The 23,222-nt window shown below is 39.3% G+C and carries 24 protein-coding genes; 15 read left to right on the top strand and 9 right to left on the bottom strand.

The window, feature by feature from the left end; genetic code table 11:
* Positions 1 to 47 precede the first annotated feature (47 nt).
* The 4 genes from OFY17_RS06405 to OFY17_RS06390 all read left to right on the top strand — a co-directional run bounded on the left by OFY17_RS06405 (position 48) and on the right by OFY17_RS06390 (position 5,345).
* Positions 48 to 1,271: a sirohydrochlorin chelatase gene (locus OFY17_RS06405; RefSeq protein WP_263529902.1), complete on the top strand. Its 1,224-nt coding sequence runs from the start codon at positions 48 to 50 to the stop codon at positions 1,269 to 1,271.
* 636 nt (positions 1,272 to 1,907) lie between these two features.
* Entirely contained in the window at positions 1,908 to 3,389 is a 1,482-nt protein-coding gene (gene drt5, locus OFY17_RS06400) for an antiviral reverse transcriptase Drt5 (RefSeq protein ID WP_263529901.1), read from the top strand.
* Positions 3,390 to 3,491: 102 nt separating this feature from the next.
* Positions 3,492 to 4,556: a YaaC family protein gene (locus OFY17_RS06395; RefSeq protein ID WP_263529900.1), complete on the top strand. Its 1,065-nt coding sequence runs from the start codon at positions 3,492 to 3,494 to the stop codon at positions 4,554 to 4,556.
* A gap of 174 nt (positions 4,557 to 4,730) precedes the next feature.
* Complete coding sequence (locus OFY17_RS06390) at positions 4,731 to 5,345, top strand: LysE family translocator (protein ID WP_263529899.1); 615 nt, start codon at positions 4,731 to 4,733, stop codon at positions 5,343 to 5,345.
* A gap of 176 nt (positions 5,346 to 5,521) precedes the next feature.
* Here the strand turns inward: OFY17_RS06390 and OFY17_RS06385 are convergent, their stop codons facing one another.
* Entirely contained in the window at positions 5,522 to 6,289 is a 768-nt protein-coding gene (locus OFY17_RS06385) for an SDR family NAD(P)-dependent oxidoreductase (RefSeq protein WP_263529898.1), read from the bottom strand.
* A 108-nt stretch (positions 6,290 to 6,397) separates the two neighbouring features.
* Here OFY17_RS06385 and OFY17_RS06380 point away from each other — a divergent pair, with 108 nt between their 5' ends.
* The gene (locus OFY17_RS06380; protein WP_263529897.1) at positions 6,398 to 6,730 is read left to right on the top strand and encodes a winged helix-turn-helix transcriptional regulator; all 333 of its coding nucleotides are present in this window, start codon (positions 6,398 to 6,400) and stop codon (positions 6,728 to 6,730) included.
* A gap of 399 nt (positions 6,731 to 7,129) precedes the next feature.
* Here the strand turns inward: OFY17_RS06380 and OFY17_RS06375 are convergent, their stop codons facing one another.
* The gene (locus OFY17_RS06375) at positions 7,130 to 7,717 is read right to left on the bottom strand and encodes a TetR/AcrR family transcriptional regulator (RefSeq protein WP_263529896.1); all 588 of its coding nucleotides are present in this window, start codon (positions 7,715 to 7,717) and stop codon (positions 7,130 to 7,132) included.
* A 145-nt stretch (positions 7,718 to 7,862) separates the two neighbouring features.
* On the opposite strand from OFY17_RS06375, the gene OFY17_RS06370 reads away from it, so the two are divergent.
* Both OFY17_RS06370 and OFY17_RS06365 read left to right on the top strand, forming a co-directional pair.
* Entirely contained in the window at positions 7,863 to 8,342 is a 480-nt protein-coding gene (locus OFY17_RS06370; RefSeq protein ID WP_263529895.1) for a DoxX family protein, read from the top strand.
* A gap of 101 nt (positions 8,343 to 8,443) precedes the next feature.
* Positions 8,444 to 9,160 (top strand): pseudouridine synthase, encoded by a 717-nt coding sequence (locus OFY17_RS06365; RefSeq protein ID WP_263529894.1) that lies wholly within the window; start codon positions 8,444 to 8,446, stop codon positions 9,158 to 9,160.
* A gap of 138 nt (positions 9,161 to 9,298) precedes the next feature.
* Here the strand turns inward: OFY17_RS06365 and OFY17_RS06360 are convergent, their stop codons facing one another.
* Complete coding sequence (locus OFY17_RS06360) at positions 9,299 to 10,561, bottom strand: cysteine desulfurase-like protein (RefSeq protein WP_263529893.1); 1,263 nt, start codon at positions 10,559 to 10,561, stop codon at positions 9,299 to 9,301.
* Positions 10,539 to 11,168, bottom strand: a complete 630-nt coding sequence (locus OFY17_RS06355; protein WP_263529892.1) for a 2OG-Fe dioxygenase family protein — start codon at positions 11,166 to 11,168, stop codon at positions 10,539 to 10,541. Before OFY17_RS06355 ends, OFY17_RS06360 begins: the two co-directional genes overlap by 23 nt.
* A gap of 208 nt (positions 11,169 to 11,376) precedes the next feature.
* Between OFY17_RS06355 and OFY17_RS06350 the strand changes: the two genes are divergently transcribed.
* Positions 11,377 to 11,853 carry an Lrp/AsnC family transcriptional regulator gene (locus OFY17_RS06350; protein WP_263529891.1) on the top strand — a complete coding sequence of 159 codons (477 nt, stop codon included), beginning with the start codon at positions 11,377 to 11,379 and terminating at the stop codon, positions 11,851 to 11,853.
* A gap of 75 nt (positions 11,854 to 11,928) precedes the next feature.
* Positions 11,929 to 12,501 (top strand): GNAT family N-acetyltransferase, encoded by a 573-nt coding sequence (locus tag OFY17_RS06345; protein WP_263529890.1) that lies wholly within the window; start codon positions 11,929 to 11,931, stop codon positions 12,499 to 12,501.
* A 160-nt stretch (positions 12,502 to 12,661) separates the two neighbouring features.
* Here OFY17_RS06345 and OFY17_RS14890 read toward each other — a convergent pair whose 3' ends face one another.
* Both OFY17_RS14890 and OFY17_RS06335 read right to left on the bottom strand, forming a co-directional pair.
* Positions 12,662 to 14,341 (bottom strand): methyl-accepting chemotaxis protein, encoded by a 1,680-nt coding sequence (locus tag OFY17_RS14890; RefSeq protein WP_263529889.1) that lies wholly within the window; start codon positions 14,339 to 14,341, stop codon positions 12,662 to 12,664.
* A 256-nt stretch (positions 14,342 to 14,597) separates the two neighbouring features.
* Positions 14,598 to 14,981: a VOC family protein gene (locus tag OFY17_RS06335; protein WP_263529888.1), complete on the bottom strand. Its 384-nt coding sequence runs from the start codon at positions 14,979 to 14,981 to the stop codon at positions 14,598 to 14,600.
* 241 nt (positions 14,982 to 15,222) lie between these two features.
* On the opposite strand from OFY17_RS06335, the gene OFY17_RS06330 reads away from it, so the two are divergent.
* Both OFY17_RS06330 and OFY17_RS06325 read left to right on the top strand, forming a co-directional pair.
* Positions 15,223 to 16,221 (top strand): hypothetical protein, encoded by a 999-nt coding sequence (locus OFY17_RS06330; protein ID WP_263529887.1) that lies wholly within the window; start codon positions 15,223 to 15,225, stop codon positions 16,219 to 16,221.
* 223 nt (positions 16,222 to 16,444) lie between these two features.
* Positions 16,445 to 16,969: a P-loop NTPase family protein gene (locus tag OFY17_RS06325; protein WP_263529886.1), complete on the top strand. Its 525-nt coding sequence runs from the start codon at positions 16,445 to 16,447 to the stop codon at positions 16,967 to 16,969.
* A gap of 69 nt (positions 16,970 to 17,038) precedes the next feature.
* On the opposite strand, the gene OFY17_RS06320 is transcribed toward OFY17_RS06325, so the two are convergent.
* Positions 17,039 to 17,461, bottom strand: a complete 423-nt coding sequence (locus tag OFY17_RS06320; RefSeq protein WP_263529885.1) for a DUF4174 domain-containing protein — start codon at positions 17,459 to 17,461, stop codon at positions 17,039 to 17,041.
* Between the two features lie 164 nt (positions 17,462 to 17,625).
* On the opposite strand from OFY17_RS06320, the gene OFY17_RS06315 reads away from it, so the two are divergent.
* The 4 genes from OFY17_RS06315 to OFY17_RS06300 all read left to right on the top strand — a co-directional run bounded on the left by OFY17_RS06315 (position 17,626) and on the right by OFY17_RS06300 (position 20,905).
* Positions 17,626 to 18,054, top strand: coding sequence for a VOC family protein (locus OFY17_RS06315; RefSeq protein WP_263529884.1), 429 nt, complete (start codon positions 17,626 to 17,628; stop codon positions 18,052 to 18,054).
* 22 nt (positions 18,055 to 18,076) lie between these two features.
* The gene (locus OFY17_RS06310; RefSeq protein ID WP_263529883.1) at positions 18,077 to 18,673 is read left to right on the top strand and encodes a class I SAM-dependent methyltransferase; all 597 of its coding nucleotides are present in this window, start codon (positions 18,077 to 18,079) and stop codon (positions 18,671 to 18,673) included.
* Positions 18,674 to 18,865: 192 nt separating this feature from the next.
* Positions 18,866 to 19,678, top strand: coding sequence for an alpha/beta fold hydrolase (locus OFY17_RS06305; RefSeq protein WP_263529882.1), 813 nt, complete (start codon positions 18,866 to 18,868; stop codon positions 19,676 to 19,678).
* Between the two features lie 153 nt (positions 19,679 to 19,831).
* Positions 19,832 to 20,905 carry a GGDEF domain-containing protein gene (locus OFY17_RS06300; protein ID WP_263529881.1) on the top strand — a complete coding sequence of 358 codons (1,074 nt, stop codon included), beginning with the start codon at positions 19,832 to 19,834 and terminating at the stop codon, positions 20,903 to 20,905.
* 118 nt (positions 20,906 to 21,023) lie between these two features.
* Here the strand turns inward: OFY17_RS06300 and OFY17_RS06295 are convergent, their stop codons facing one another.
* The gene (locus OFY17_RS06295) at positions 21,024 to 21,794 is read right to left on the bottom strand and encodes an SHOCT domain-containing protein (RefSeq protein ID WP_263529880.1); all 771 of its coding nucleotides are present in this window, start codon (positions 21,792 to 21,794) and stop codon (positions 21,024 to 21,026) included.
* 255 nt (positions 21,795 to 22,049) lie between these two features.
* Positions 22,050 to 23,066 (bottom strand): 2OG-Fe(II) oxygenase family protein, encoded by a 1,017-nt coding sequence (locus tag OFY17_RS06290; RefSeq protein ID WP_263529879.1) that lies wholly within the window; start codon positions 23,064 to 23,066, stop codon positions 22,050 to 22,052.
* Between the last annotated feature and the right edge of the window lie 156 nt (positions 23,067 to 23,222).

The following is a 23,222-nucleotide window of genomic DNA, read 5'->3' as shown; positions in this document are numbered from 1 at the left end:
TAATACCATGATCACTTCGCCATGAAGGCGACAGAAAGAGAGACAGAATGAGCAATACCAAAAAACAGGGAATTATGATTTGCGGCCACGGTAGTCGCGACAAAGACGCCGAACGCGAATTTGGCTTAGTGGCAAAAGGGCTGAAAGAGCGCTTTCCAGATATGCCAGTGGAATACGGTTTCTTGGAATTCTCCGCACCGAATATTCACATGGGGTTAAACAGCCTATTAAAGCAGGGAGTAGAAGAGATCTATGCCGTGCCGGGTATGTTGTTTGCGGCCACCCATGCGAAAAATGATATTCCCTCTGTTTTAACGACCTACGAAGAAAAGAACCAAGGTTTACAGGTGACCTATGGTCGTGAGTTGGGCTTGCAAGATGACATGATCAACGCCTTTCAAGCGCGTATTTATGAGTCCCTTGGTTTAGACCCAGAGAATCCACCTGAAAATCTATACGACACCTTGCTTGTGGTGGTGGGACGCGGTACTTCCGATACCTCAGCCAATGCCGAAGCAGCGAAGCTGACTCGTATTGTGAACGAAAACATGGGCTTTGGTTGGGCGGATACGGTTTATTCTGGTGTGACTTACCCATCCGTTGGTGTGGGCTTAGAAAAGCTCATGAAGCTGGGCTATAAGCGCATTGTTGTTGCCCCTTACTTCTTATTCACAGGTCGCTTGATTAAGCGTATTCAGGGCTATGTGGACAAAGTGGCACAAGCAAACCCTGAGGTTAAGTTCATTCAAACGCCTTACCTAAGTGATCACCCAAGGGTGATAGATGCCTTCCAAAATCGTGTTGAAGAGATCATGCAAGGCTCGCAAACAAGCGGTGAAGAAACCTTAATGAGTTCTTTCAAACGCCGACTTGCGGCGGGTGAAGTGGATGTGCATCACCACCATGCGGAGTTTGTGGACCCAGAGGATGATACACAAGGTGTGGCTGCGACGGATAAAGCCCATTCACACGAAGATAGTCATTCTCACGATCACTCACATGGACATTCCCATAGCCACGATCCTAGTCATTCACACGGACATTCTCACGATCATTCCCATAGCCACGGTCATTCGCACGGTCATAGCCATGGGCATGGTCACAGCCATGGTGTGTATAAGCATATTGGTCATCCAATGGGGCCAAGAACTATGATAGGTGAAGGTATTTGTTGCTGTTTCATGGGGCAGTTTACGGATGATATTTTGGCGGAAGAGCAAGATAAATTAGATGGGGATTGTACGAAGACGGCGTTTGCTCATAAAAAGTAAACGCGTTGTTTTAATCCGAAAATACCCAGCTTAGGCTGGGTATTTTTTTTGTCTGTTCCTTCCCCTTTCTTCAAGGGGAAGGCTAGGATGGGGTTCTTTCTATTTCCATTAGAACGCTTTGTAGTTGGGAGTATTTTTCCGCCCTGCTGGGCGGGTAACTTTTGCCCAGATCCGCAAAAGTAACCAAAAGGTCTCTTCGGTCAGAATCTTAACGCCTCCTTTTTCTGTTTATAGCTTTTTATCTCCTACGCGGTCATTTACGTAAGGTGTTTAGGATATTCTCTGTGATTTACTTGGTATTTCAAACACGGTAACCCGACTATCGAGCTGTCGTGCAATCGGGATTGCATCGAAGGGGTGCTGGGGAAATACGAAAACAAATACATGATTTTCGTTTAATGGTTTTTAAAGCTGTTTTTGGTCAATGAATCATAGTTTTTTTATGGAAGGGGTATCGGGCAGTAGTCTCCTGATCAGAGTTCAGAAATAACATGTATGTTCTATTTTCCCATTTTTAGGATTGTTAATAAACTTAGAAGTTTTTTCAAGATAATAGTATAGAATATTATTTGGTTGATTCTGAGAATATGTAAACGAATATATATTATTAAAAGGCTAAAAGAATAAAGGTAAGTTATGGCGTCAGTGGATAGAACTGTAGAGTATTTCAAGGATGACTTTTCTAAAGGGTTGTTCCCTTTAGATACAAATCGAATTGTTATTGAAAATGGTGCTGTTGAACTAAGTGAATATATATATCAAAGTGTGCTGAATAATAATGAAGAATCACATCATTTTCTTCCTCAAGCTAGGTGTCATGCGGCAAAGCATGGTTTGCATCTTAGGAGAACATTAAAATTAGACCCTGTTGCCGAATTTTATATATATGATCTAATAAACAGAAACCGAACTTCATTTAGAAAGGACTTTTCAGACAATAGAATTAGTTTTGGGCATCGTTTCGAAAATGGCAAAGCTATTCCCCTAAGTAAAGCCTATAGAGAGTTTAAAAAGTCTGTAGCTGAAGCCAATGCAAAGTTTGAATATGGGTTGAAACTTGATATTGCTACATATTTCAACTCAGTTTATCACCATGATATTGTAAAGTGGTTTGATGATGGAGATAGGGACCAATCCGATGTTGAGGGGCTGGGGCAGTTTTTGAGAGAAATAAACTCTGGCCGAAGCGTAGATTGTTTACCTCAGGGAATTCACCCATGCAAGGTTATTGGTGCAGAGTTTCTTAAGTTTTTAGACAATTCAAGAATATTGAAATCAGATCTAATGTTTCGATTCATGGATGATATTTACCTCTTTTCAAATAATCAGCAAAAGGTTGAGCATGACTTTATTCTTCTTCAACAGCTTTCAGGGGAGAAAGGCCTTAGCTTCAATAGCTCTAAAACAAAACAGGGAAAGATTGCTATTGAAAATGTGGATGAACACATAGAAGAAGTTAGAAAGCAGCTTTTATATGTTAGAACTGAGCTTGTAGAAACGTATAACGGTGAAGAAGAAGTTGAGATTGAGGGTGAGTTGACCCTTGATTCTGAGCAGCAAGAGTATTTATACAACCTTCTCCATAATCCCGAGTTAGAGGAAATGGATGCAGAGCTTATCCTTACTTTTATGAACGATAAAGGTGAAGATGTACTTGAATATATAGCAGTGTTTTTTGATAAATTTCCAAATCTAAGTAAAAAGCTATTTTATTTCTGCAAAAATATTGATGATAAGAGCTCATTAGCTCAGGTTATAATTGATCATCTAGATAACTCAGTAATCGTTACTGAAGAACAACTATTTTGGTTTGCAAAAATAGCTGAAGAATACTTAGGTGGAACATCTGAATATAGCTCAATTTTAGTAAAGCTTTTAGAGCATAAGTATGCCACTGATATTAGTAAAAGTAAGATCTTAGAAATTCCAGATCTGAGGTTTGGTTTACCTGATATAAGAGAGCAATATCTGAGGGTTGGCAGGGCTGACTGGCTTTCTTGGTCATCTGCAGTTGGCACAAGAGGTATGAGCAGAAATAATAGGAATCATATGCTGAAGTATTTTAGCAACGTATCTCAAATGAATTTTCTAATAGCGAGTGCTGTTCGTAAAATATAAATTTAACAGGGCATGTGCTGTAATAATTGAGAGGCTCATAAGCTAGTCGTAATAATAAAATTTACTTCAACCTTATTTATTAGATTTTTAGTTAGAGGGATTATGGCTTTACAAGAAGTTAAGGAAGCAAAATATAAATATCAAAAGGTTAGGTACTCGCATATATCAATGGAGCCTGCAGAGTTAGCTATTTTGACAGCTGACCCTTGGTCGTTTATGCATGGTCATCTTCTTGAAAGAATTGATAAATCTGTAGGTAATAATAGAAAGTGTTTTACAAGAGCAAGGTATTTTGCATCTCTAGCCGAAGACTTTTACAAAGCTGCAGAGTCAGTCAGCATGCCTGCAAAAGGCACACTTTATTATTACGGTATGATGAACCTTGTTAAAACACTTCTTTCTGTTAATAAAATAAAGCTTGAGGATATTGCTGAGCATCACGGTATAACAAATACTCATGGAAAAAAACACTCATTGACAATATCTGGGAAAATCAAAAACTGTACAAATGTCTTTTTAGAATTTGCAAAAATACTGGGAACTCCAGTGTCGGGTAAGCATGAGTTAATGCTTCGTAATGTATGTACATTTATTCCAGAGCTTAGTGGTATTAGCAGGAACCTTGGTTTTTTCAAACAGCCAAAGTACTTGCCTATTAATATTAGATTTTGTGTTAATGAAGCAGCCACTTATCTTATGACTGAGGTTGATTATCCAAAAGGTCTTGAAAATAGTATTGATACAAAAAAATTCCGGAAAAATAACAGGAAAGACTATTTCTTGGAACCATATGAAAAAGACGGGAAAGTAATATATAGAAGTCAGAAAAGAAAAAAAGTCAGTAACGATAACTGGCCCAGTGTTTACAAAAATGTGTTGAAAGAATACTCCACCCTTGGAATTGCCTCCATTCTAACTCGTAATGGATATAGGTATTATTGCTCCATACAGGAAGGTACATACCACCATTTATGTAATTCTTATCTTCTAATGTTCTATTTGGGGCATTCTGCTAGGTATAGGCCAAGTGAGATTGAAGAAATAATGCAGGGTGAACTTAGGCCTATAGCGACAGAGGCCGTAGCTATATTACCCAAACAATTCATGTATCAAATGGTTAGTATGATTACAGGTAAATTATGTGTAATTCCATTTTCAGAAATATAAAAAATAATTGGAATAATTGGGGCTGGAGTAAACATAAAGCTGAATCCTAGTTGTTTCATACCTTCCCCAAATTTCTGTTTAGCATTGTTGTTTGGGTACTGTTATTTAGGCGAATATAAGTAATGGCCGTGCTACCTTGTTAAGAGTTAAGAAAACTGGAAATAGGACTTTCAAATGGAATTAATTAACCTTCTTCTTTTTATACCTGCGTGTTTTGCTTTGAGTATGGCACCTGGCCCCAATAATCTTTTGGCGATGAATAATGCTCGTTGTTATGGCTTGAAAGCGGCGATGATTGCTGGCTTTGGTCGGATTGTCGTTTTCTCAATCATGATTGTATTGGCAGCTTCTGGGTTGGCGGTTGTCTTATATACATCGGAGATGTTGTTTCTTCTTATCAAATTAGTTGGGGCGTTGTATTTGCTTTGGCTGGCTTTCAACCTTTGGCGCTCTGATGTGAGTCCTATTACTGATGTCGTCAAAACCAAGAACTATCGTGGCCTATTTAAGCAAGAGTTCCTGCTCGCAGCGGGGAACCCTAAGGCCATTCTTGTTTTTACTGCCTTTCTGCCTCAGTTTGTGAATGTTGAAGCCAATGTTACTCAGCAGTTTTATACACTGGGTGCTATGTCTCTTGTACTTGAATATGTGGCTTTAACCATTTACGCCATGTTTGGTGTGTATTTAAGGCAGTGGTTTTCAAAGCCTGCCATGGCTAAGCGATTTAACCGAGGCTGTGCGCTTTTCCTTGGCTTCTCAGGTGGAAATTTATTGCTTGCTCGAAATTAAATACCGCTCATATGAGTAAATGAGCCGGAGTAAAGTTTCTAATGTGTGGTTATTATTTAAGTGCCAAGTGCATATAAATTGATATGCTCAGTGTTGTTAGTTGGAGTGTTATAACACCACAGATAAAGCAAAAAGATAGCCTACCGGAAAGCAGGCTACCTTTTTAATTTACTTATTTAGTTACGGCCTGCGATTACACCACCATCAACGTCCCATATTGCACCTGTTACCCAGCTTGATTCATCACTTAGTAGCAGATTTGCGACTTTAGCAACATCTTCTGGCTGACCGATTCTTCCAATTGGGTGGAAACCATTAAAAGTCGCTAGCGTTTCATCCATAACCGTTGGATCAATGAAAGATTCGAAAATCGTTGATTTCACCAAAGCAGGGGAGATCGCATTTACGCGAATGTTGCTGTCTGCTAACTCCATTGCCATGTGCTGTGTTAATGAATGCAAGCCTGCTTTTGCCATTGAATAGGCGGAAGAAGGGGTTGCTTTGATTGCTTGCTTTGCCCACATAGAACCAATATTTACAATAGAACCACCGCCATTTTTAATCATGTTCTTTGCCACAGCTTGAGATATAAAAAATATGGCGCGATTTAATTCGTGGTAAATATCGAAGTCACCATTATCGTGTTCAACGAATGGTTTAGGTTTAAAGTAGCCTGCAGAATTCAGTAAGTATTTGATATACAGATTATTAACGCCCGCAAACTCAATAATGCTTTGTACATCATCTTGATTGTATAGGTCTGCTTGAATCGTGCTAACCTCTCCATATACAGACAAAGCTTGGCTGGCTTTGTTTAGCTTTTCTAAATTACGTCCGACAATGATTGTCTTTATGTTATTTTTCAGTAAAAGCTTTGCACTTTCGAATCCCATTCCGCTTGATCCACCAACGATAAGTGCAATAGGTTGCTTTGTATTTTCCATTTGTTAATCCTCGTATTCATATGTAAAGTGAGGCCAAGATTACAAGTGAGATGGGCTTAAAAATAGTAAGTACTATTTGGTAAGGTAGGTACTTAAAGGTATATCTTTATGATTAATAAGAAAAAAATAGTTAAAATTAATTCTGTGCCAGAACGTAGTACGCGTATTGTTGAAGCTGTTTTTCGCTGTAAATGGTCTCTGACGGTATATCAGCTTTTGACAGAAGGTATTAACCGACCCGGTGAAATGGTTAGAAGTGTGGACGGTTTATCAACCAAGGTACTTAATGATTGTCTACGGAAGAATGTTGATTTTGGCATTATTGAGCGAATCGAATACAACGAAATACCTCCTAAAGTAGAGTATGTTGCAACGCCTTTTGGTAAAAAGTTCATTACTATTGTGGAAGAGCTAAAAGATCTAGAAGATGAAATGAGTTAATCAACTTAGCTTTTGAAAAAGGGAGTGTTACTAGGGTAAAGACTGTACTAAGTTTATATATTTTTAGGAGTAGAAATGAACTTTGGAAATGGTTTATTTCTGCATACAAAGCAATAGTAAGAGCTGAAACGTGCTGGTCCGAGTGGATAGAAGCTAATGTCCATAGAGTAGCGGGTATTGAAGAGCAATTAAGTTTTGAGACGGTTTCCTTAGGGTAGGCATCTTATAAGAATAGGAAAGTTTTTAGGACTGATGCCTTAATCATCCGATAGATTAAAGCTGTTCGCGCTTTATTTCGTTTTTGCCTTTTTCCATGCATTCTTACTTTGTGTTTTCCGTAAAAAGGGAGGTTTATTAACTCGATCTCTTATTTATTAAGGCAATGGTAATGAAGAGGGCTTAAGAAAGTGCAAGGGTAATGACATGACATCGATTAGCAATGAAGTGCTGTTGTTCTTGCCTGTCAGTTGGAAAGGGGACTTTTCCGTCAATTAATAAAATCGACAAACCATGGACTATGGACCAAGTTGAGGTTGTTGCGGCTTCAACAGTGAGTCCACTTTGCTTGTTATCTAATAACTTACTCACCTCTAAGGATAGTGGCTCGTAACACATCGCACTTGCTTCTCTATGTCTCTCCGAGACTGTTAACTCTGCTAGTTCGCGACCAAACATCAAGCGAAAGAGTTGTACATTTTCCAATGCAAAAGACACGTAGCCAATAGCTAAACGCTCTATCATCTCAAAGCGGGTTAACTCGGTCATTTCATCAAGTGATTGTCTGAGCTTTTCATAGCCTTCAATCGCAATAGCTTCTAGTAGCTTATCTTTATTTTTAAAATGGCTATAAGGAGCAGCTTCACTTACGCCAGCTAATTTTGCTACCGCTCGCACAGACAAACCTTTCAACCCTTTGTCATTTAAAATCTCGATAGATTTCGATAGCAAAGTGTCTCTTAAATTACCGTGATGATAACTGTTTTTCATAGGCTTTTTGCCTTTTTCGATGAGCTTTACTGCTCTATTTTAATGAATGCTTTATTAAAAAATAGAGCAAAAACACATATTGACAGAAATTAGTAATAATTCTATCTTAACAGTGTTAAGTTTGTGTTTTATATAGAGGGTCCCCATGATTGTTCTTTATATTTTTATACCCACTTTTTTGTTATGTGAATTGCTTCGTAGGTTTAGAGGCCGTGCAGGTAAGTTTCAAGTGGATTGGCAATTGGCTGATAGCCTTCGTTTTGCTGTCATCTTAGTTTTATGTGTAATTGGCAGTAGTCATTTTTCGCCATTGAAGTTGGATATGTTAGCGATGCTTCCACCGCCTATTCCAAAAGACCTTTCTATAATATATCTAACGGGCTTGTTTGAATTTGCGGGGGCAATTGGATTGCTATTACCAAGAACACGGATACTGGCAAGCTATTGTTTGATTGTTATGCTGATATGTTTTTTTCCTGCAAACATTTATGCTGCATTAAATGATATTCCTTTTAATGGACGAGCTGCGACACCACTAATCATCAGGACACCTATTCAGCTTTTGCTTATCATCTCACTGGTATTTATTGCATGGCATGAAAGGAAAAATAGAGTCTACAACTAGGTCATTTGTACATAAGCATTTTTTCCAAAACGAGTGATATCTTGCTAATTCTTGTTTAGAAAGGATAATAATCCGCTCTTCCACTTTTTGAATTTTCTACCATGCGCCTTGATAAGTTGTTGTGTAAAAGTACTGAGCTTACGAAGCCTGAGGCGATTCAGTGTATTCATGCTGGCGATGTTTTGGTTAACGGAATGTTAGCTGTGAATGAAGCTATGCAAGTCCATGAAAATAATGTGGTTCTGCTCAATGGTGTTAAGCTGGTTCCTCGGGCTTTTCGCTATCTTCTGCTGCATAAACCTGCGAATACGGTTTGCTCAAATATCGATGAAGCTTACCCATCTGTGTTTCATTGTTTAGATATTGATAAGGTCTCTGAATTACACATTGCAGGGCGTTTAGATGCAGACACAACGGGCTTGGTGTTAATTACGGATGATGGACGTTGGTCATTTCATATTACTTCACCTAAAAATGCCTGCCGTAAGGTGTATCGCGTTGGGCTTTCACGAGCTATGTCTAATGATGCTGCAGCTGATATATCAGAGAAGTTCGCAAAGGGCATACAACTGCAAGGGGAGGATAAGTTAACCTTGCCTGCTGATCTGGAAATACTTACTCCAAAGGAAGTACTACTGACTATAACGGAAGGTCGATTCCATCAGGTAAAGCGCATGTTTGCTGCCGTGGGGAATCGTGTAGTGTCGCTTCATCGGGAGCAAATAGGCGATGTTTACCTTGATGTCGAAGTAGGCCAATGGCGTTATTTAACTGAGCCTGAAATCGCTTCGTTGGGAAAATACTCTGTAGATAAATAGAAAGGGTGATTAGGGACAGAGTGAAATTTTATGTACTTCAAGATATTAGACGGCTATGAGTACCTTAACTAGAGGTGCATATAGCCGTCTTTTTCCTTCTAAAAGCGTTAACTTTTAACTCAATATTTAGTCAAAACCTTAGCTATTAAGAATGCTTTCTAACGTTTCAATAAACAAATCAACTTCAGCTTCGGTGTTGTAGTGCGTTAGACCAATTCGTAGTATCCCGCCTTTATCACTTAAGCCTAGTGAGTCGATAAGTTTGTCTGCGTACAAGTGACCGCTCCATGTGAAAATATTTTTTTCTCCCAACGCTTGAGCAATTTCTTTAGGCTGGTGATTAGCAAATGATAACGCGAAGGTCGGCGTTCTCTCATGGTAGCTATCGTTATGTACACCATAGATTGTGACTTCTGGCATAGCGATTAGCTTATCTAGACACATTTTTGCTAGATGGTGTTCGTAACGAATAATGTTTTGGTAAGCATCATCCAGTTGTTCATCTAACGAGTCACCTTCACCGAGTGAGGCCATATAATGAATGGCAGCAACCGTACCGGCGAGGGCTTCAAAGTTAAGCGTTCCTGTTTCCCAACAATTAGGTGGGAAGGTCGGTGCTGGCTCGACTTTGTAAGGCTTAAAGCCTTCTAAATGTTGTTTTTTCCCGTAAACAAATCCCACATGTGGGCCAAAGAATTTGTACACAGATCCCGCTAAAAAGTCACAGTCTAACTCTGTTACATTAAGACGTTGATGCGGTAATAGATGCACAGCATCAATGTAACTTATCGCTCCGTTCTCTTTTGCTGCTTTTATAATGTGTTCTAGATCGGTTCTAGTACCACTCACGTTACTAGCAGCGGTCACAGCAACTAAGCGCGTTTTGTTATTGATTAAGGTATCAAAATACTTAAGATCCAACGCACATTTCTTGTCAATAATAGGGATGTAATGCACATGAACGCCTCGTTCTTCTGCAATACGTTTCCATGCGCTGCGGTTTCCACCGTGGTCAGCTTCGGACAAAATAATATTATCTCCAGCCTGCCATGTTTGCCCAATTGAGCGGCTAAAGCTTAGGGTTAGGCTGGTCATATTCGCGCCAAAAACAATCGTACTTGGAGACGTTGCTCCAACCAATGTTGCGACGCAGTCACGGGCTGTATTTACGATATCAACAGTTTTTCGGCTTACGCTAAAGTCTCCTCCTAAATTGGAGTTTCCTTGTCGGTAATAATCGCCCACTGCGGCAATAACAGAGGTAGGGATTTGCGTCCCTCCTGGACCATCAAAAAATATTGGTAGGGACTCGGAGTCTTGAGTATTTAAAGCAGGAAATTGCTGCCTGATGCTATTAATCTGCTCTAGTAATTTTGGTTTATGCTGTGAAAACGAAGACATCTCTTACTCCTTTTTTTCCTTGTTGTTCTGATAAGGTTTCTGACACATAGTGGTAATAACGCTGGTCATTAAAAATGATAAATTGGCCTTCTTCTAACACCGTGTTTATGTGCAAATCTTCACCTTCTGAGTCAGTGAAAATCTTGGTGTTTCCGCCAGAAATATCTTGGCGCTTAAGACAGCAAATTCCTACAAAGTTAAATCCATCCTGATGGATGCCTTCTGGGGCAGGGTTACCCGCTTGTTGGGCGTCACAGGTTACTCGAATTTGATGTGCCTCAATAACGCCATCTTCACCCCCCAGTGTATATTCAGCAAACGAGCGTAATAGGTGCTGAAGCTCATCCGTATGATCGATGTGCTCATCCATAGGCGAAAAATCACGCTGAACGTCACCTACCAAGCGATTAATATTTGACGACTGACAAAATGGTGTATGGGGTAAGCGAGTGTAGCTATCGCCTTTTTTCTGATAACGAGAATAACCTCGTAGTCGATAATCTCCGTCGATATAAGGATCAACGGGTAATTGTTCGAAATACATCCCTAATTCGGAATGAAAATTATGGGGTATTTGGAACGCAGCAAGTAGCAATTTATTCTTCATGGGTTCTCCTTAATAAATACTAAGCAACTGGTTTTTAGTATAACGACGAACTAAAAGAAAAATTTTGCTATTAATGCGCTATAAAAAGGAATATTGGCTAATTTTTCTAAAATAAATTAGATTGTTAGAAAAATATTTTCAATTAACTAAATTAGAGCATAAGTAATGCGTAGCTAATACCGAAAACGGAACATGAGGAGAGAAAAATATGAATAATGAACTTGATAAAATAGATCTCGCTATTTTGGGGTGCCTACAGGTTGACGCAAGCTTATCGACCTTAGAAATTGCTGAAAAAGTTAATCTATCCCAAACCCCTTGTTGGAGAAGAATTCAACGACTAGAAGAAAAAGGGTTTATTCAGCAGAAAGTCGCTGTGCTCAACCGTAAATCCTTGGGTTTTAATTTGGTACTCTATACAGAGGTTAAGTTATCAGAGAACGATGAGAACACACTCGCTTTGTTTGAGCAGGCGATCTGTCAGCATGCAGAAATAACGGAATGTTATTCAATGCTAGGCAACAGTGATTTTCTATTACGCATTGTCACTAAAGACATGGAAAGCTATGAACGTTTTTTTTATAAGCACCTATCAAAATTGCCTAAGATTCACGCCATAAACTCAAATGCCGTATTGAGTGAATTAAAGAATACTCAGGCATTACCTCTGCAAATTATTGGTTAATATAACCTCATTGCTTATGTTGAATGAGTGGGATGGAAAACAGGTACGAGTAAAATTTAAGGTGCTTTTTAACATATGAATATGATGCCAAACTTTCCTAGTGATATCGCTGTTCCTGTGCAAAATTACCTTTCGGGAGAAAGGTATATTCTGAGGCGTATCGATGAGCTCGAAGTTAGTCCAAGTCTTGTTCAAGGTGTGACGACTATTTGTAATGAGCCAAGTGTCTATAAGTGGATATTTGAAGACTTGTTTGGCAGTACTCCATACACGAAGGACAAAGCAGAAAGTTTTTTTGAAATAGGGCTTAACGGCTGGAAAGAAAAAAAGCACTTTATCTTTCTGCTGATGTCTCAGACTGGTGATGTGGTGGCAGCCATTGATATAAAGTCCCCTGATTTAGAAAATGCAGAAATAGGCTACTGGGCGAGTGAACTTCATCGGGGCTGTATGACGAATACAGTATTGGCTTTGCTAAGTTTAGCTCGTACAGCGGGTTATTTTCGGTTATTCGGAAGAGTGAAAAAAGAAAATATAGCCTCAATGAAGGTGCTTTCAAGAGCTGGCTTCCAGAATGACACCGTAAAATCTGAAAGTTGTGACACGCATAATTATTACCAAGTATTTTTGAAGACAATGGGAGAGTAAGGCTCGTCTCTTTCTGAAAGGTGGCTGAAAGATTTTTATCTTAAAGGGTTAGTAAGTTTACTTAGGTACTTGCTTTACTAGTCTGTTAGATTCTCGAATGAACATAATCAAAAGTAATAGACTACTTTGTCTATTACTTTACTCTTTATGGCTTTATTCATTAAGCGATTTTAAAGCGGCTAATAAGATCTTTTAGGCTAACGGATAATACTTCAATTTCTTCCGTGGCTTGATTGACCATTGAAACTCCTGCAGAGCTTTCTTTTGCAGAATCGTTCAATCGAGTGATAGACCTATTCACTTCTTCTGTTACCGAGCTTTGTTGTTCTGCAGCACTGGCGACTTGAAGATTCATATTGCTAATTTGCTCCATTGCAGCATAGATATCTTCAATATACTGCACTGCTTCTGTGGATAGGGTAGCACTTGATTGTGTTTTTTTCTGTCCATTTTCCATTGCATCAGAAGAGGATTGAGCCTCAGATTTTAATCTGTTAGTGGTTGATTGAACTTCATTAATAGAGTCTTGTGTTCGGATGGCTAGAGTTCGGACCTCGTCGGCAACGACTGCAAAACCGCGACCTTGCTCACCAGCACGAGCTGCTTCAATTGCAGCGTTTAATGCTAATAGGTTGGTTTGCTCGGCTATTGTTGTAATGACTTCTAGAATGGTATCTACATTTTCTGTTTCGGCTTCCAATTTTCCAGCAATGACTTTTATTCCGTCAAAGTCTCTTGCTAATGCAGTGATAGCACCGCAGGCATCATTTATTTTATTGCGTCCAGTCAGGGCATGCTCTTTTGCTTTCGAGGTTGAAACTGATGTCTCCTGAGCGCTAGAAGCCACCTCTTGGATAGAGCTACTCATCTCATTCATAGCCACTAGAACCTGATCAAGCTCATCATTTTGTAATAATATATTGCTGGTTGTTTGGCTGGTTACTATCGAAACTTCATGGGTAGATTGGGTTAGTTGTTCTGATGCAGCAGATATTTGGTGAACCATATCTAATAGGTTATTAACCATTTCCTGCATAGCACTTAGTAGCTGGCCAGTTTCGTCTTTTGATGTCACTTCGACTTGAACGGTTAGGTCACCACCTGCAAGGCGTTTGGCAATATTGGTCGCGTAGTTAAGGGGCTTTGTGATGGAGTGTGTGATGAAAATACCAGAAACTAAACCTATGACAGTAGAAATAATACTAATCCAGACCATCTCACTTAACGCAGCTTCTTCATGATGAATGGCTGTTTCCATTGCATGCTCAGTCATAAGTTCAATTTTGACAAGCAGTTCTTCCAAGTGTTTATTGAGTAAGTGTTGAGCATTTTCCAATTGAATAACACTTTGGCTGTTAATTACTTGCCCTTCGGCCATTTTAATGACAATGGCATCGACTTGTTTTTCAAACTCCATATGCTCCATTTCAATACTGTGAAGTATTTTGTTCAAACGAGCTAATTCTATTTCTAGTTCTTTTGATATGGCATGTGATGCTGCAACTTTTAAAATTGCTTCCCCTTTTTTTATCTCCACATCAATTTCTTCTGCGAGTCGTTTAACAACATTAATCAAGTCATGAATGGAGTCATCCGAACTGGTAATGTTAGAAACTCGAAATGCTTTTTCTAGTGCAATGGACTTTTCCAATTGCTTAATGGTTATGTCTGATATGAGAGCTGTGAGGGGGATGTCTTCTGAATGAACCGTTTGTAGCTCATGCCCGATCGAGGAGACTCTAGCAATGCTAAATACAGACGTTATGATGAGTAGAGATAATAGTAGGCCGACAGCACTACCGATTTTTTGGCCAATAGACCTATTTCTAAAAAATTCCATGTTACTCCTTCCTTTGAGTTGCCTAATTATTTAGTTGTCCTGACAATCTTTGAGTATGTAGCTATGTTATGAAATGTCAATTAATGTCAGAAAGTGTAACTTGCATATCTCAGACTTTAATTATTTAAGGTAGTTAAAATAAGCCTTTGTAGGGGAGTAAATGGGTATAAATAAGAGGTGAGTAAAATTAGCCTATTGCTTTCTAGTTATCGTCGGCTAATTTTACCAAGAGTTGAAGGCTTGCTTTCTAACGCTATTAACGGTTTTTAATTTCCACTGAGATATTGAGTTTATTGCCATCGAGGTCACGCACATAAGCACCGTAATAGTCTGGGTGGTAATTTCTTGGCCCCGGTGCTCCTTCGTCAGTTCCACCATTTTGTATGGCTGCCCTATGGAAAGTTCTTACGGTTTCTTTATCTGGGGCGTAAAACATGACTTGGGTGCCGTTTCCAAAAGAAGCTTTGTCTCCATTAAATGGTGTTAAAACATAAAAAGTGATTTTACCGTCTTCTCCTGCATAGCCTTTTTCGTGGGAGTCAGAAAAAACACACTGTATACCAATAGTGGCTAGCACCGCGTCATAAAAGTCACCTGCTGCGGCTAGGTCATTCGTACCAATGCAAACACCTGAAAGCATAATCTCTTCTCACATATAAGTTATTTAAGTTTTGCTACATCAGGGTAGCTGAATAGGCTGAATCATACCTTGTCGCAAAACTTTCATATACCTTTCTTATTTATGTCTTATCAAGGGCAGCACAATACTAGCCGAAAGCTTTTACTCTTAAAGGTCGTTGATTCTCATCGTATTTGAACCGAAACAGTGAACTTTTTTAGACATAGATTCGTAGTATTTTAAAAACGGTCAGGGTATTGAAATGGAAAAGAAAATTGAGCTTCGCTTAGGCGAACAAGTAATGCCTGAAGCGCCAGTGGTTGAGCTAAGCAATGGTGAACTTTGTATTCCACAACACTATCTAACTTACCACCACACTTTAGAAAGTGTGGAAGCTTTAATATGCTCAATCGATTACGACCCGCGCTATCTCATTTTTGCTGCGCAAGATGATTCCTGTATTTACATTCAAGTTGGGGTTGTTGGACATGACAACTATAAAAAGAGTGATATGAACAATGATTCAAAGTTGTTGTTTGGTCGTAAATGGCGAGTCGAACCAGAGTTGCCAACCTCTGAGATTATCCAAACTGTTTTTCTAGCGATCAAAAAAGCCCGTGAACATGAAGTACGAGAGTTATTTAAGCTGAATATACAGGACAGCATTACTACTCCTTTTAACACTCATATTGATTTGCCCTTAATGGCAGAGTTTTACACGCTTAATAGAGAGCGTAATGAGCATAAAAAAGCTTCATCATATTGGAATCTAACGGCACTTGAGCGGGTAGAAGAGATTCTTAGTTGTATTAGCTATGACGACTGCCAATTTAAGCTAATACACCTTGAGCAACGTGCCAATGGCTTGTGGTTGATTGATTTAGAGATTCACAATGAACAAGGCAGCCACTTGTCAGAGGCAGTAGGGCGAACCTTATATCTACAAGTGAATGATCTGAGTCTAAATTTAATTTGCCGTGAGATCATGCAAGAGTTAATCCGCATAAGCGATGCCCATGTGGATGCGCATTTTAGCTATAAGGGCTTCCATCGATTTGACCCGAGCATTGAAATCACAGAAGTGGCTCACCTCTCTCAACAAACACGTAAAGTGGAACTGGCGGAAGACTTTGAGCGAGAGCTTATTAAGAATAATTATTTAACCGATCAGATGCGCATCCCCCCCCTAAAGCAAGGCCCACTTACAGAGAAATATCGAGAGGTTATCGAGCGCTTTGGTCTGTATCGATATGAACAATAGTGTTGGCTTTTCTATGCCAGATAATGAACGCATTGACTTTTAATAATTCGTTCATCAAAATGATTTTATGAATATACATCCTACGCAAAAAACAGTTCGAATTATTATCATCATTTCTTAGAAATGGTGGGACTTGTGATGCGTTAATTATTTATCAAACCCGCCCAAGAGGCGGGTTTTCTATTTCTGCTTCTGGGTAATTATTTTAGTTGGAGGCGTTAAAATGAAAAAAATTGCGGTATTTGGCAAGCCAGCAAATGGTAAGTCCACCTTAAGTAAAAAGCTCGCTTTAGCAACAGGTATAAAGTTGTATGCAGTGGACTCTATTTTATATAAGCCAAATGGCGAAGAAGTTGATCGAAAATATTACGAGGAAACCCATGAGAGCATTCTTTCCTCGGATAAATGGATCATAGAAGGCTTTGGGCCAATGAATTCAATGGAATCCTTCAATAGACGCTTGGAAGCAGCGGATACTATTATTTATATCGACTTATCTTACCCAGTAACTTATTGGCTGGTGGCGAAACGTTTCTTAAAAGGCCTCTTTATCAAACCTGAGGGCTGGCCTGAAGGTTGTTCAATATTAAAAGGAGCACTAGAAAGTTATAAAATATTAAAGTTGTGTCCTAAATTTTGGAACCATGCTTTCTTGGAAAGGTTGGAGAAGCGTACAGAGGGGAAGTCTTTACATGTAATTCGCTCTGTATCAGCACTAAATCGCTTTATAAAAGACAATGTTGAGTGATTTATACAACCTAATAGGGTTAGATGTTGACGACCATTAATAGCCTTAAGGAAGTAGTGTTTTGAAAAGCTACTTCCTTTCTCTCATCTCCCTCTGTCGCATTGGCATAGCATCAATTTGTGAGAAAATATTTGGCAGATTTATTTGGCTTTGCTGAGACTTTAAACCGCTGTCTTTACCTATCAAGGTGACAGTGTCTTCACCTAACAGGTACATCTGCTTAGTATTGTATGTAAATCTAGCTGATAAACGCCCAGTGTAGTTTGTTAAGACCTCTTTATTATCAAAGATAAACCAGACTATATCTCGATCATTTATTTCATCATTATTTGCCTTGATAAGCGCTAAAACCGAGTCTGTTTTTTGTGGCTCGTTTACTATGATAAGCCGGTTTTTCCACTGTAAGGGGGTTGGATCATTTAAAACAACTGGGTGGTTAGCGTATGAAGAAGAGCTAAATACTACCATCATCAATAGAGAGAAGTTTTTCATAATAGTGCCAATGAGTATGGGAATATAAGTGTTACGTAGGATATTACTTTTAAGTTTTGTGCTGCTTCCTAATGAGTGTCTTTTTTTGGTGTTAGACTGATGTTGCGATGCAAGCTCAATTGAAAGCTGGAAGCTAACTTAGAGAAATATAAAAAGGAGTTTTTATGGATGTAGATCATGTTGTTATTTGGGTAAAGGATGTTAGACGCTCTTTGGATTTTTATGTTGATATTCTTGGCTTTACCCCTGAGCGTGAAGATGATTATTTCAATAATAACGCCCCTTTTCCTAGTGTCCGTCTGAATGAAAAAACTATTTTTGATTTAATGGAATACGACACTTTATTTCCTCTTGTGACAAACTTTACTGGCAGCGAAGCTGGCGGCACTCCAATTAATCATATATGTCTATCTATGACGGAAGAAGAATACAGTGACATTATAGGTCGGCTGAAATCTCAAAATACCAAACTCACTTCAGCGGGAGAAAATTCCTTTGGTGCGCAGGGAGTTGCAGCTGTTTCCACCTACTTTAATGACCCTGACGGTAATGTCCTAGAAATTAGATTTTATTCTGATTGTGTGGATGTGTAGCCATTAGCTGGAAAGACGATAAATGGATAAAAATACAGAAGTATGGCGACAATATTATGATCAAGCATTATCTCGCCCTCATTCTAAGCGTATAGAGTTTGCAGTCAGTCTTAATAAATCCGGTCTCGAAGTAGCGATAGACTGTGGGTGTGGTACAGGACGTGATATTGCTTATCTTGCAGAAAAGGGCTATCGAGTTTACGGGTTTGATATTAACCCAGATGCCATTGATATTTGCCGTGATAGGTTTGACCCTTTTACACCTGTATCTATCACAGAATCTTCTTTTGAAAATTTCGATTACCCCATAGCAGGCATTATTAACGCCAGCTCAAGCTTGTTTTTTGCGAACCCATTGGTGTTTGAAAATACGTGGAATAATCTAGAGTCTTCTATTGTTGCTGGTGGCGTTTTTGTTGGAGATTTTATGGGGCTTAAGGATAGTTGGGCTTCCAATTATCGCACTCCAACAACACCATTATCAGAGGATGCTGTGAGAGTCTTGTTTGAAAACTTTGATGTTATTAAGTTTATTGAACGAGATGAAAAAGCTAAAACCTCTCTTGGGAAACTGAAACACTGGCATACCTATTCTGTCATAGCGATAAAACGTCAGTAATAAATACTTGATAAACTCCTTTTTCAAACTGAACTTTATTCTTAACATTAGAGTCTCAGGCAGTGTTTCTAATTGAGATAGAGTTTAATGCTGCTCCCCAATAAGAATCTGTTTAGCGCAGTGAGCCTTGTTAGGTATATTGTATTTGTCTGCGTCTCACTTTTCTTAACTGCCTGTTTTATGGACGATGATATGAGAAAAAACCAAGCTACGATTAAGCAATTAAACAATGCACCAGAGCTTAAAGAGCATCACACACTCGCCTTGTCTGACTATTCTCTTCATTATGTTGAAGCCATTCCAAGCCATTCTGAATCGAATCACTCCCTTGATAAAGAAAGCTTAGTGTTTGTGCATGGAACTCCGGGTAGCTGGGAGGGCTTTGCCCAATACTTTTTAGACGAAGAGTTGAAGCAGGATTTTTATGTGTACTCCATGGATAGACCAGGGTGGGGAGGGTCTACTTATCCTAATTCAAGGTTTCCAAGTGACCTAGCTGCCCAGTCAGCTCTTATTGGCCCTATGTTAGAATCGATATGGCGAGCTAATGACGAAGAGAAAGTCATTTTAGTGGGGCATTCTTTAGGTGGTTCTTTGGTGCCAAAACTGGCGGCCGATTACCCTCATTTAGTCAAAGGTATCGTCATCTTGGCAGGCGATTTAGACCCAGCTCTAGCGGAAGCAAGATGGTTCAATAAACTTTTTGATTGGCTTCCCGACTTTATCCTGCCTGCCATGTGGCGCCACTCCAATGATGAAGTGATGGCCATTCAACCTAGTTTAGCTGAGGCGCAATATTTGTTCTCTCAATTGGATTTGCCCATTGTGATTGTGCAAGGCAAAAAAGACGGTTTAGTGAGACCCGGTAGTGCAGTTAAAGCACCAAACATTTTTACCTCGGCAGATTTAGACGTGGTCTTTTTAGAAGAGGCTAATCATATTATCCACCTCACTCACGCTGAAGAAGTAAAAAAAGCCATTTATCGCTTAAAAGCAAAGTTTTAGGGAAATATTGCCTCTTCCACTGATCACTTTTTTCGCCCTTGAGAGCTGTAGTTAGTGCAGCTTTTCTAAGTTGCACTAATAAAAAAGGCTATTTAAATACTAAGTATTCTCTTTTACATGTAAAACTATATACTGATGGTTATTTTTTGAACAATGTTTGATGTTGCAGGAAGTGATAAAGTGGACACCGAGGTTTTAAGAGTTTTACTTGCTAAAAAGTGCATGCTCTATGTTGCTTGTTTGATTGCTTTTGCAACAGTGGTAAGACCGATGTTTGTAGAGCAGTCTATGGTCTTTACTTATATCGGAGTGTTTAATTCCTGTTTAGGTTTGTCATTTTATTTTTACATCTCTCCACAAATTAAAAAAGTAACTCTCAGCTTTATTATTATTTTTTATAGCTTACTTGCTTTGGTTCCTTTGCTTGTCATTTCTGGTGGGGTAAATAGCCAGTTTTCTGTTATTTTTCCAATTATTCCCATTTTTATCTGTTTACTTGTTTATAGCGCGAAAGCGGCTTGGCTTATGTGCGTTATGCTGACTGTACTTGTCGTTGCCTTACTAGTTTCTGAGATGCACCTGCCAAATTACACTGAAGAAATTGTTTCGGAATCAAAAACCAAATCACGGGCATTTTGGATAGTACTATCAACCATTCTCTCTACAATATTTAGCGTTGAGTTTCTTCGCATCACTAATATTTATAGTACTAGACTGAATCGTCAGGCCAATATGGATGTACTCACAAAGATCTCTAACCGCCGTAGTGTCTTAAAGTCTTTGTATCAAATACATGAAAGGTCTCTACTTGAAGGCGAGGCTTATGCAGTCATAATGCTTGATATTGATTTCTTTAAAAGGATTAACGATCAATACGGCCATTCTGTGGGGGATCAAGTATTAGTTCATGTTGCAAAAATACTGGAAACTTCACTGAGAACTAAAGGTGATTCTGTTGGGCGTTATGGTGGGGAAGAGTTTTTAATTATATTGTCAGATGTTACTGCAGAGCAGGCCGAGAATATTGCTAATAAAATATTAGAAACTCTAGAATCTGCTCCTTTCCTGTTTAAAGATAACAGTATTACTATTACAGCAACAGTGGGCATTTGCTGCTCAGAAGTTGGTCAATTAAGTGCGCCTGAGACCTTGATCAACCATGCAGATACCGCTTTGTATCAAGGCAAGAAAGAAGGCCGAAACAGAGTGATTTGTTGCCAGCATTGATAATAGTCCAGTGCATTAATAAATATTCTTACACCTTACTTTATATAGAAAAGCCAACACTCGGAACTGATCCCAAACTGTTGGCTTTTCTATTGATAGATTGAACTCAGCAGAACACTTAAATTTTATTCAGCAGCTCTGTTTTTTTACTATTGTATTCACTTTCAGATATAGCTCCCATGTCTTTTAACTTGGCTAACTTTTCGATAATTTGAATTGTCTCATCAATTGAGTTTGAGCTAGCTAGATTCATAGTCGGAGCATCTAAGTTTTGGTGTTGAGGCTGAAAATTATTATTTTGCTGAACTGGCTCTGCAAAATTTTGCTGCGGTGCAGGTGCTAGCCCTGCACCAGAAACAATAGGTAAACTGCTAACAGCAATAGTGCCATATTGACTACTAAAGGTGAGGGATGAGTCTCCACCTTGTTGTTGGTTTACTCCGCTAATGTTGTTGTCTAGCGTGTTATAAACAGTAACCTGACCGTTGAGCTCAACGGCTAAACGATTAGGGAATACAGCGTAACGAATGTTGTTTTGTGCACCGCTGCTAAAGGGTTGTCCTAAGTCTCCCGGCCACCATAAACTGCTACCCGGTGTACCCTGTGGAATTGGTACAAACACTTGTAGATTAGCGAGGCCGTTTGCAAGCTCATTACATAAATTATCGACGGTAGCTTTCAGTCCATAATTAAACATATCACCGACCATTGTCATGCCGCCACGCATCCATTGACCAGATCCACCTAACTCTGGGCAACTAAACTGCGCCATACCGCCAGATCCATTGTTGACTGCTATCAGCATATGTAACACAGCGTCATAGCTCAGGTTATATCTAGCACAAAGGCCATTAACGAGCTGTTGTCCATCCGTAGTAAGGTTTTGCATTTTGGTTACTCTTTAAATATTAGATAAGCAGCAGATTTTGCTGACTGAAGGTTTGGTGTAGGTTCTGAATAGGCGGGAGTCTAGCACATAGATTCAAAAGAAAATGCTTTAACTTGATTATTTATTAAACAATTTACTAAGGTGTATTTTATAGAGAGAGATACTACTGAAACTTGGGGATTTGTTGTCGAATCCTAGAGTAATTACTTTGCAGATATTAAAGGGAGCAACTTACTAGTTGCTCCCTTTAATATCTCAAAATGGTGCGAAGGTATCCTGTTTACTGGTAGGAGTAGTCCAACGTTGAGCTGCATCTATACTCGTATTTTGATTCCTGCCATTGGGTATTTGCATACGATCTCCATAAAGCCAAAGTACAAGGTTGGAGCGTGTACCGCTGGTTATCGGTTGCGCTGCATGGGCGACGTTGCCCCTATGTATCATTGCTGTCCCCGGCTTGAAGGAGAGCCTATTTACCTTACCTGTGCTCGGGTCATAGAAGTCTACTTCTGAGCCGGCGAACTCTTCATCAGGAAGGTTAATATTGATATTTAGGGTAACCGACGACGCATCCGTATGAAGTCGAAGAGAAGTGTCTTTCCCTGCTTGATACTGGATAGAAAAGCCAAAGCTTTGTGTGTCGTAGCCGACTATTTCTGGGAACAAAAGGCGTGCGATAGGTCGCATATATTCGTCCACAATTTTGCGGTAAAGCTTTTGAAAACTAGGCGCAGCAAGATACCCCTCTGAACGTGGATCCAGCATGGCACCATAGCGGTTCAATACAATTCCGTAGGGAGGGCGCATGGGGATTTCACTTGCAGCGACTTTATCTAAGTAATTACGTAGCTCGACGATTTGTTCTGGGTCAAAGAACTGGCTCTGATAAACATCCGTTGATACCTCTTGCCATAAATTTTCTACCTCAGACTCAATGGCGGGTTCACGCCATGCTTGAGTGACTGCAGCACGTAATTTTTCGTCTAAAAGTAGGTCGCTTTCAATATTTAGCTGATTACTTGGAATTGCCTCCCATTCCTGCCAAGCGTCAGCCAATAAGTTGCGGTTTGAATCCCAAAAGTGCTGAACAGAAGGTGCACGCTGGAGCATCTCTTCTCGTGAAGGCAAGACAAGGTTTTGCGCCATTAATAATGGGGTTTGAGCAGTTGTACTTTGAGCAACTGTACCTTGAGTAACAGGGCTTTGAGTTAGAGTGCTTTGAGATAGAGTGTTTTGAGTTGGAGTGCTTTGATGGTTAGTTGTATATTTCATATTGATATCCTCAAATTTGGTTCGAAAAACGTGTCGAACTCAGATAATGAAATCAATATAGTTGTTATTTTATTGTAGATAAACTGGCTTTATATCTAATCAGAATCAATATTTTATTGATAATTAAAGAAAGAGATAACCAAGGGATCGTTTAAT

It is taken from the genome of Marinomonas sargassi (assembly GCF_025716875.1).
Taxonomy (GTDB): domain Bacteria; phylum Pseudomonadota; class Gammaproteobacteria; order Pseudomonadales; family Marinomonadaceae; genus Marinomonas; species Marinomonas sargassi.
Note: the sequence above shows the minus strand (reverse complement) of the source record. Positions and strands in the feature narration are given on the sequence as shown.

Coding starts and splice junctions, on each gene's coding strand:
- OFY17_RS06310 (WP_263529883.1), top strand. CDS start 18,077: ATGGATAAAAATACAGAAGTATGGCGACAATATTATGATCAAGCATTA.
- OFY17_RS06345 (WP_263529890.1), top strand. CDS start 11,929: ATGAATATGATGCCAAACTTTCCTAGTGATATCGCTGTTCCTGTGCAA.
- OFY17_RS06315 (WP_263529884.1), top strand. CDS start 17,626: ATGGATGTAGATCATGTTGTTATTTGGGTAAAGGATGTTAGACGCTCT.
- OFY17_RS06350 (WP_263529891.1), top strand. CDS start 11,377: ATGAATAATGAACTTGATAAAATAGATCTCGCTATTTTGGGGTGCCTA.
- drt5 (WP_263529901.1), top strand. CDS start 1,908: ATGGCGTCAGTGGATAGAACTGTAGAGTATTTCAAGGATGACTTTTCT.
- OFY17_RS06365 (WP_263529894.1), top strand. CDS start 8,444: ATGCGCCTTGATAAGTTGTTGTGTAAAAGTACTGAGCTTACGAAGCCT.
- OFY17_RS06380 (WP_263529897.1), top strand. CDS start 6,398: ATGATTAATAAGAAAAAAATAGTTAAAATTAATTCTGTGCCAGAACGT.
- OFY17_RS06290 (WP_263529879.1), bottom strand. CDS start 23,066: ATGAAATATACAACTAACCATCAAAGCACTCCAACTCAAAACACTCTA.
- OFY17_RS06335 (WP_263529888.1), bottom strand. CDS start 14,981: ATGCTTTCAGGTGTTTGCATTGGTACGAATGACCTAGCCGCAGCAGGT.
- OFY17_RS06305 (WP_263529882.1), top strand. CDS start 18,866: ATGAGAAAAAACCAAGCTACGATTAAGCAATTAAACAATGCACCAGAG.
- OFY17_RS06295 (WP_263529880.1), bottom strand. CDS start 21,794: ATGCAAAACCTTACTACGGATGGACAACAGCTCGTTAATGGCCTTTGT.
- OFY17_RS06375 (WP_263529896.1), bottom strand. CDS start 7,717: ATGAAAAACAGTTATCATCACGGTAATTTAAGAGACACTTTGCTATCG.
- OFY17_RS06355 (WP_263529892.1), bottom strand. CDS start 11,168: ATGAAGAATAAATTGCTACTTGCTGCGTTCCAAATACCCCATAATTTT.
- OFY17_RS06360 (WP_263529893.1), bottom strand. CDS start 10,561: ATGTCTTCGTTTTCACAGCATAAACCAAAATTACTAGAGCAGATTAAT.
- OFY17_RS06300 (WP_263529881.1), top strand. CDS start 19,832: ATGTTTGATGTTGCAGGAAGTGATAAAGTGGACACCGAGGTTTTAAGA.
- OFY17_RS06330 (WP_263529887.1), top strand. CDS start 15,223: ATGGAAAAGAAAATTGAGCTTCGCTTAGGCGAACAAGTAATGCCTGAA.
- OFY17_RS06395 (WP_263529900.1), top strand. CDS start 3,492: ATGGCTTTACAAGAAGTTAAGGAAGCAAAATATAAATATCAAAAGGTT.
- OFY17_RS06370 (WP_263529895.1), top strand. CDS start 7,863: ATGATTGTTCTTTATATTTTTATACCCACTTTTTTGTTATGTGAATTG.
- OFY17_RS06390 (WP_263529899.1), top strand. CDS start 4,731: ATGGAATTAATTAACCTTCTTCTTTTTATACCTGCGTGTTTTGCTTTG.
- OFY17_RS06385 (WP_263529898.1), bottom strand. CDS start 6,289: ATGGAAAATACAAAGCAACCTATTGCACTTATCGTTGGTGGATCAAGC.
- OFY17_RS14890 (WP_263529889.1), bottom strand. CDS start 14,341: ATGGAATTTTTTAGAAATAGGTCTATTGGCCAAAAAATCGGTAGTGCT.
- OFY17_RS06320 (WP_263529885.1), bottom strand. CDS start 17,461: ATGAAAAACTTCTCTCTATTGATGATGGTAGTATTTAGCTCTTCTTCA.
- OFY17_RS06325 (WP_263529886.1), top strand. CDS start 16,445: ATGAAAAAAATTGCGGTATTTGGCAAGCCAGCAAATGGTAAGTCCACC.
- OFY17_RS06405 (WP_263529902.1), top strand. CDS start 48: ATGAGCAATACCAAAAAACAGGGAATTATGATTTGCGGCCACGGTAGT.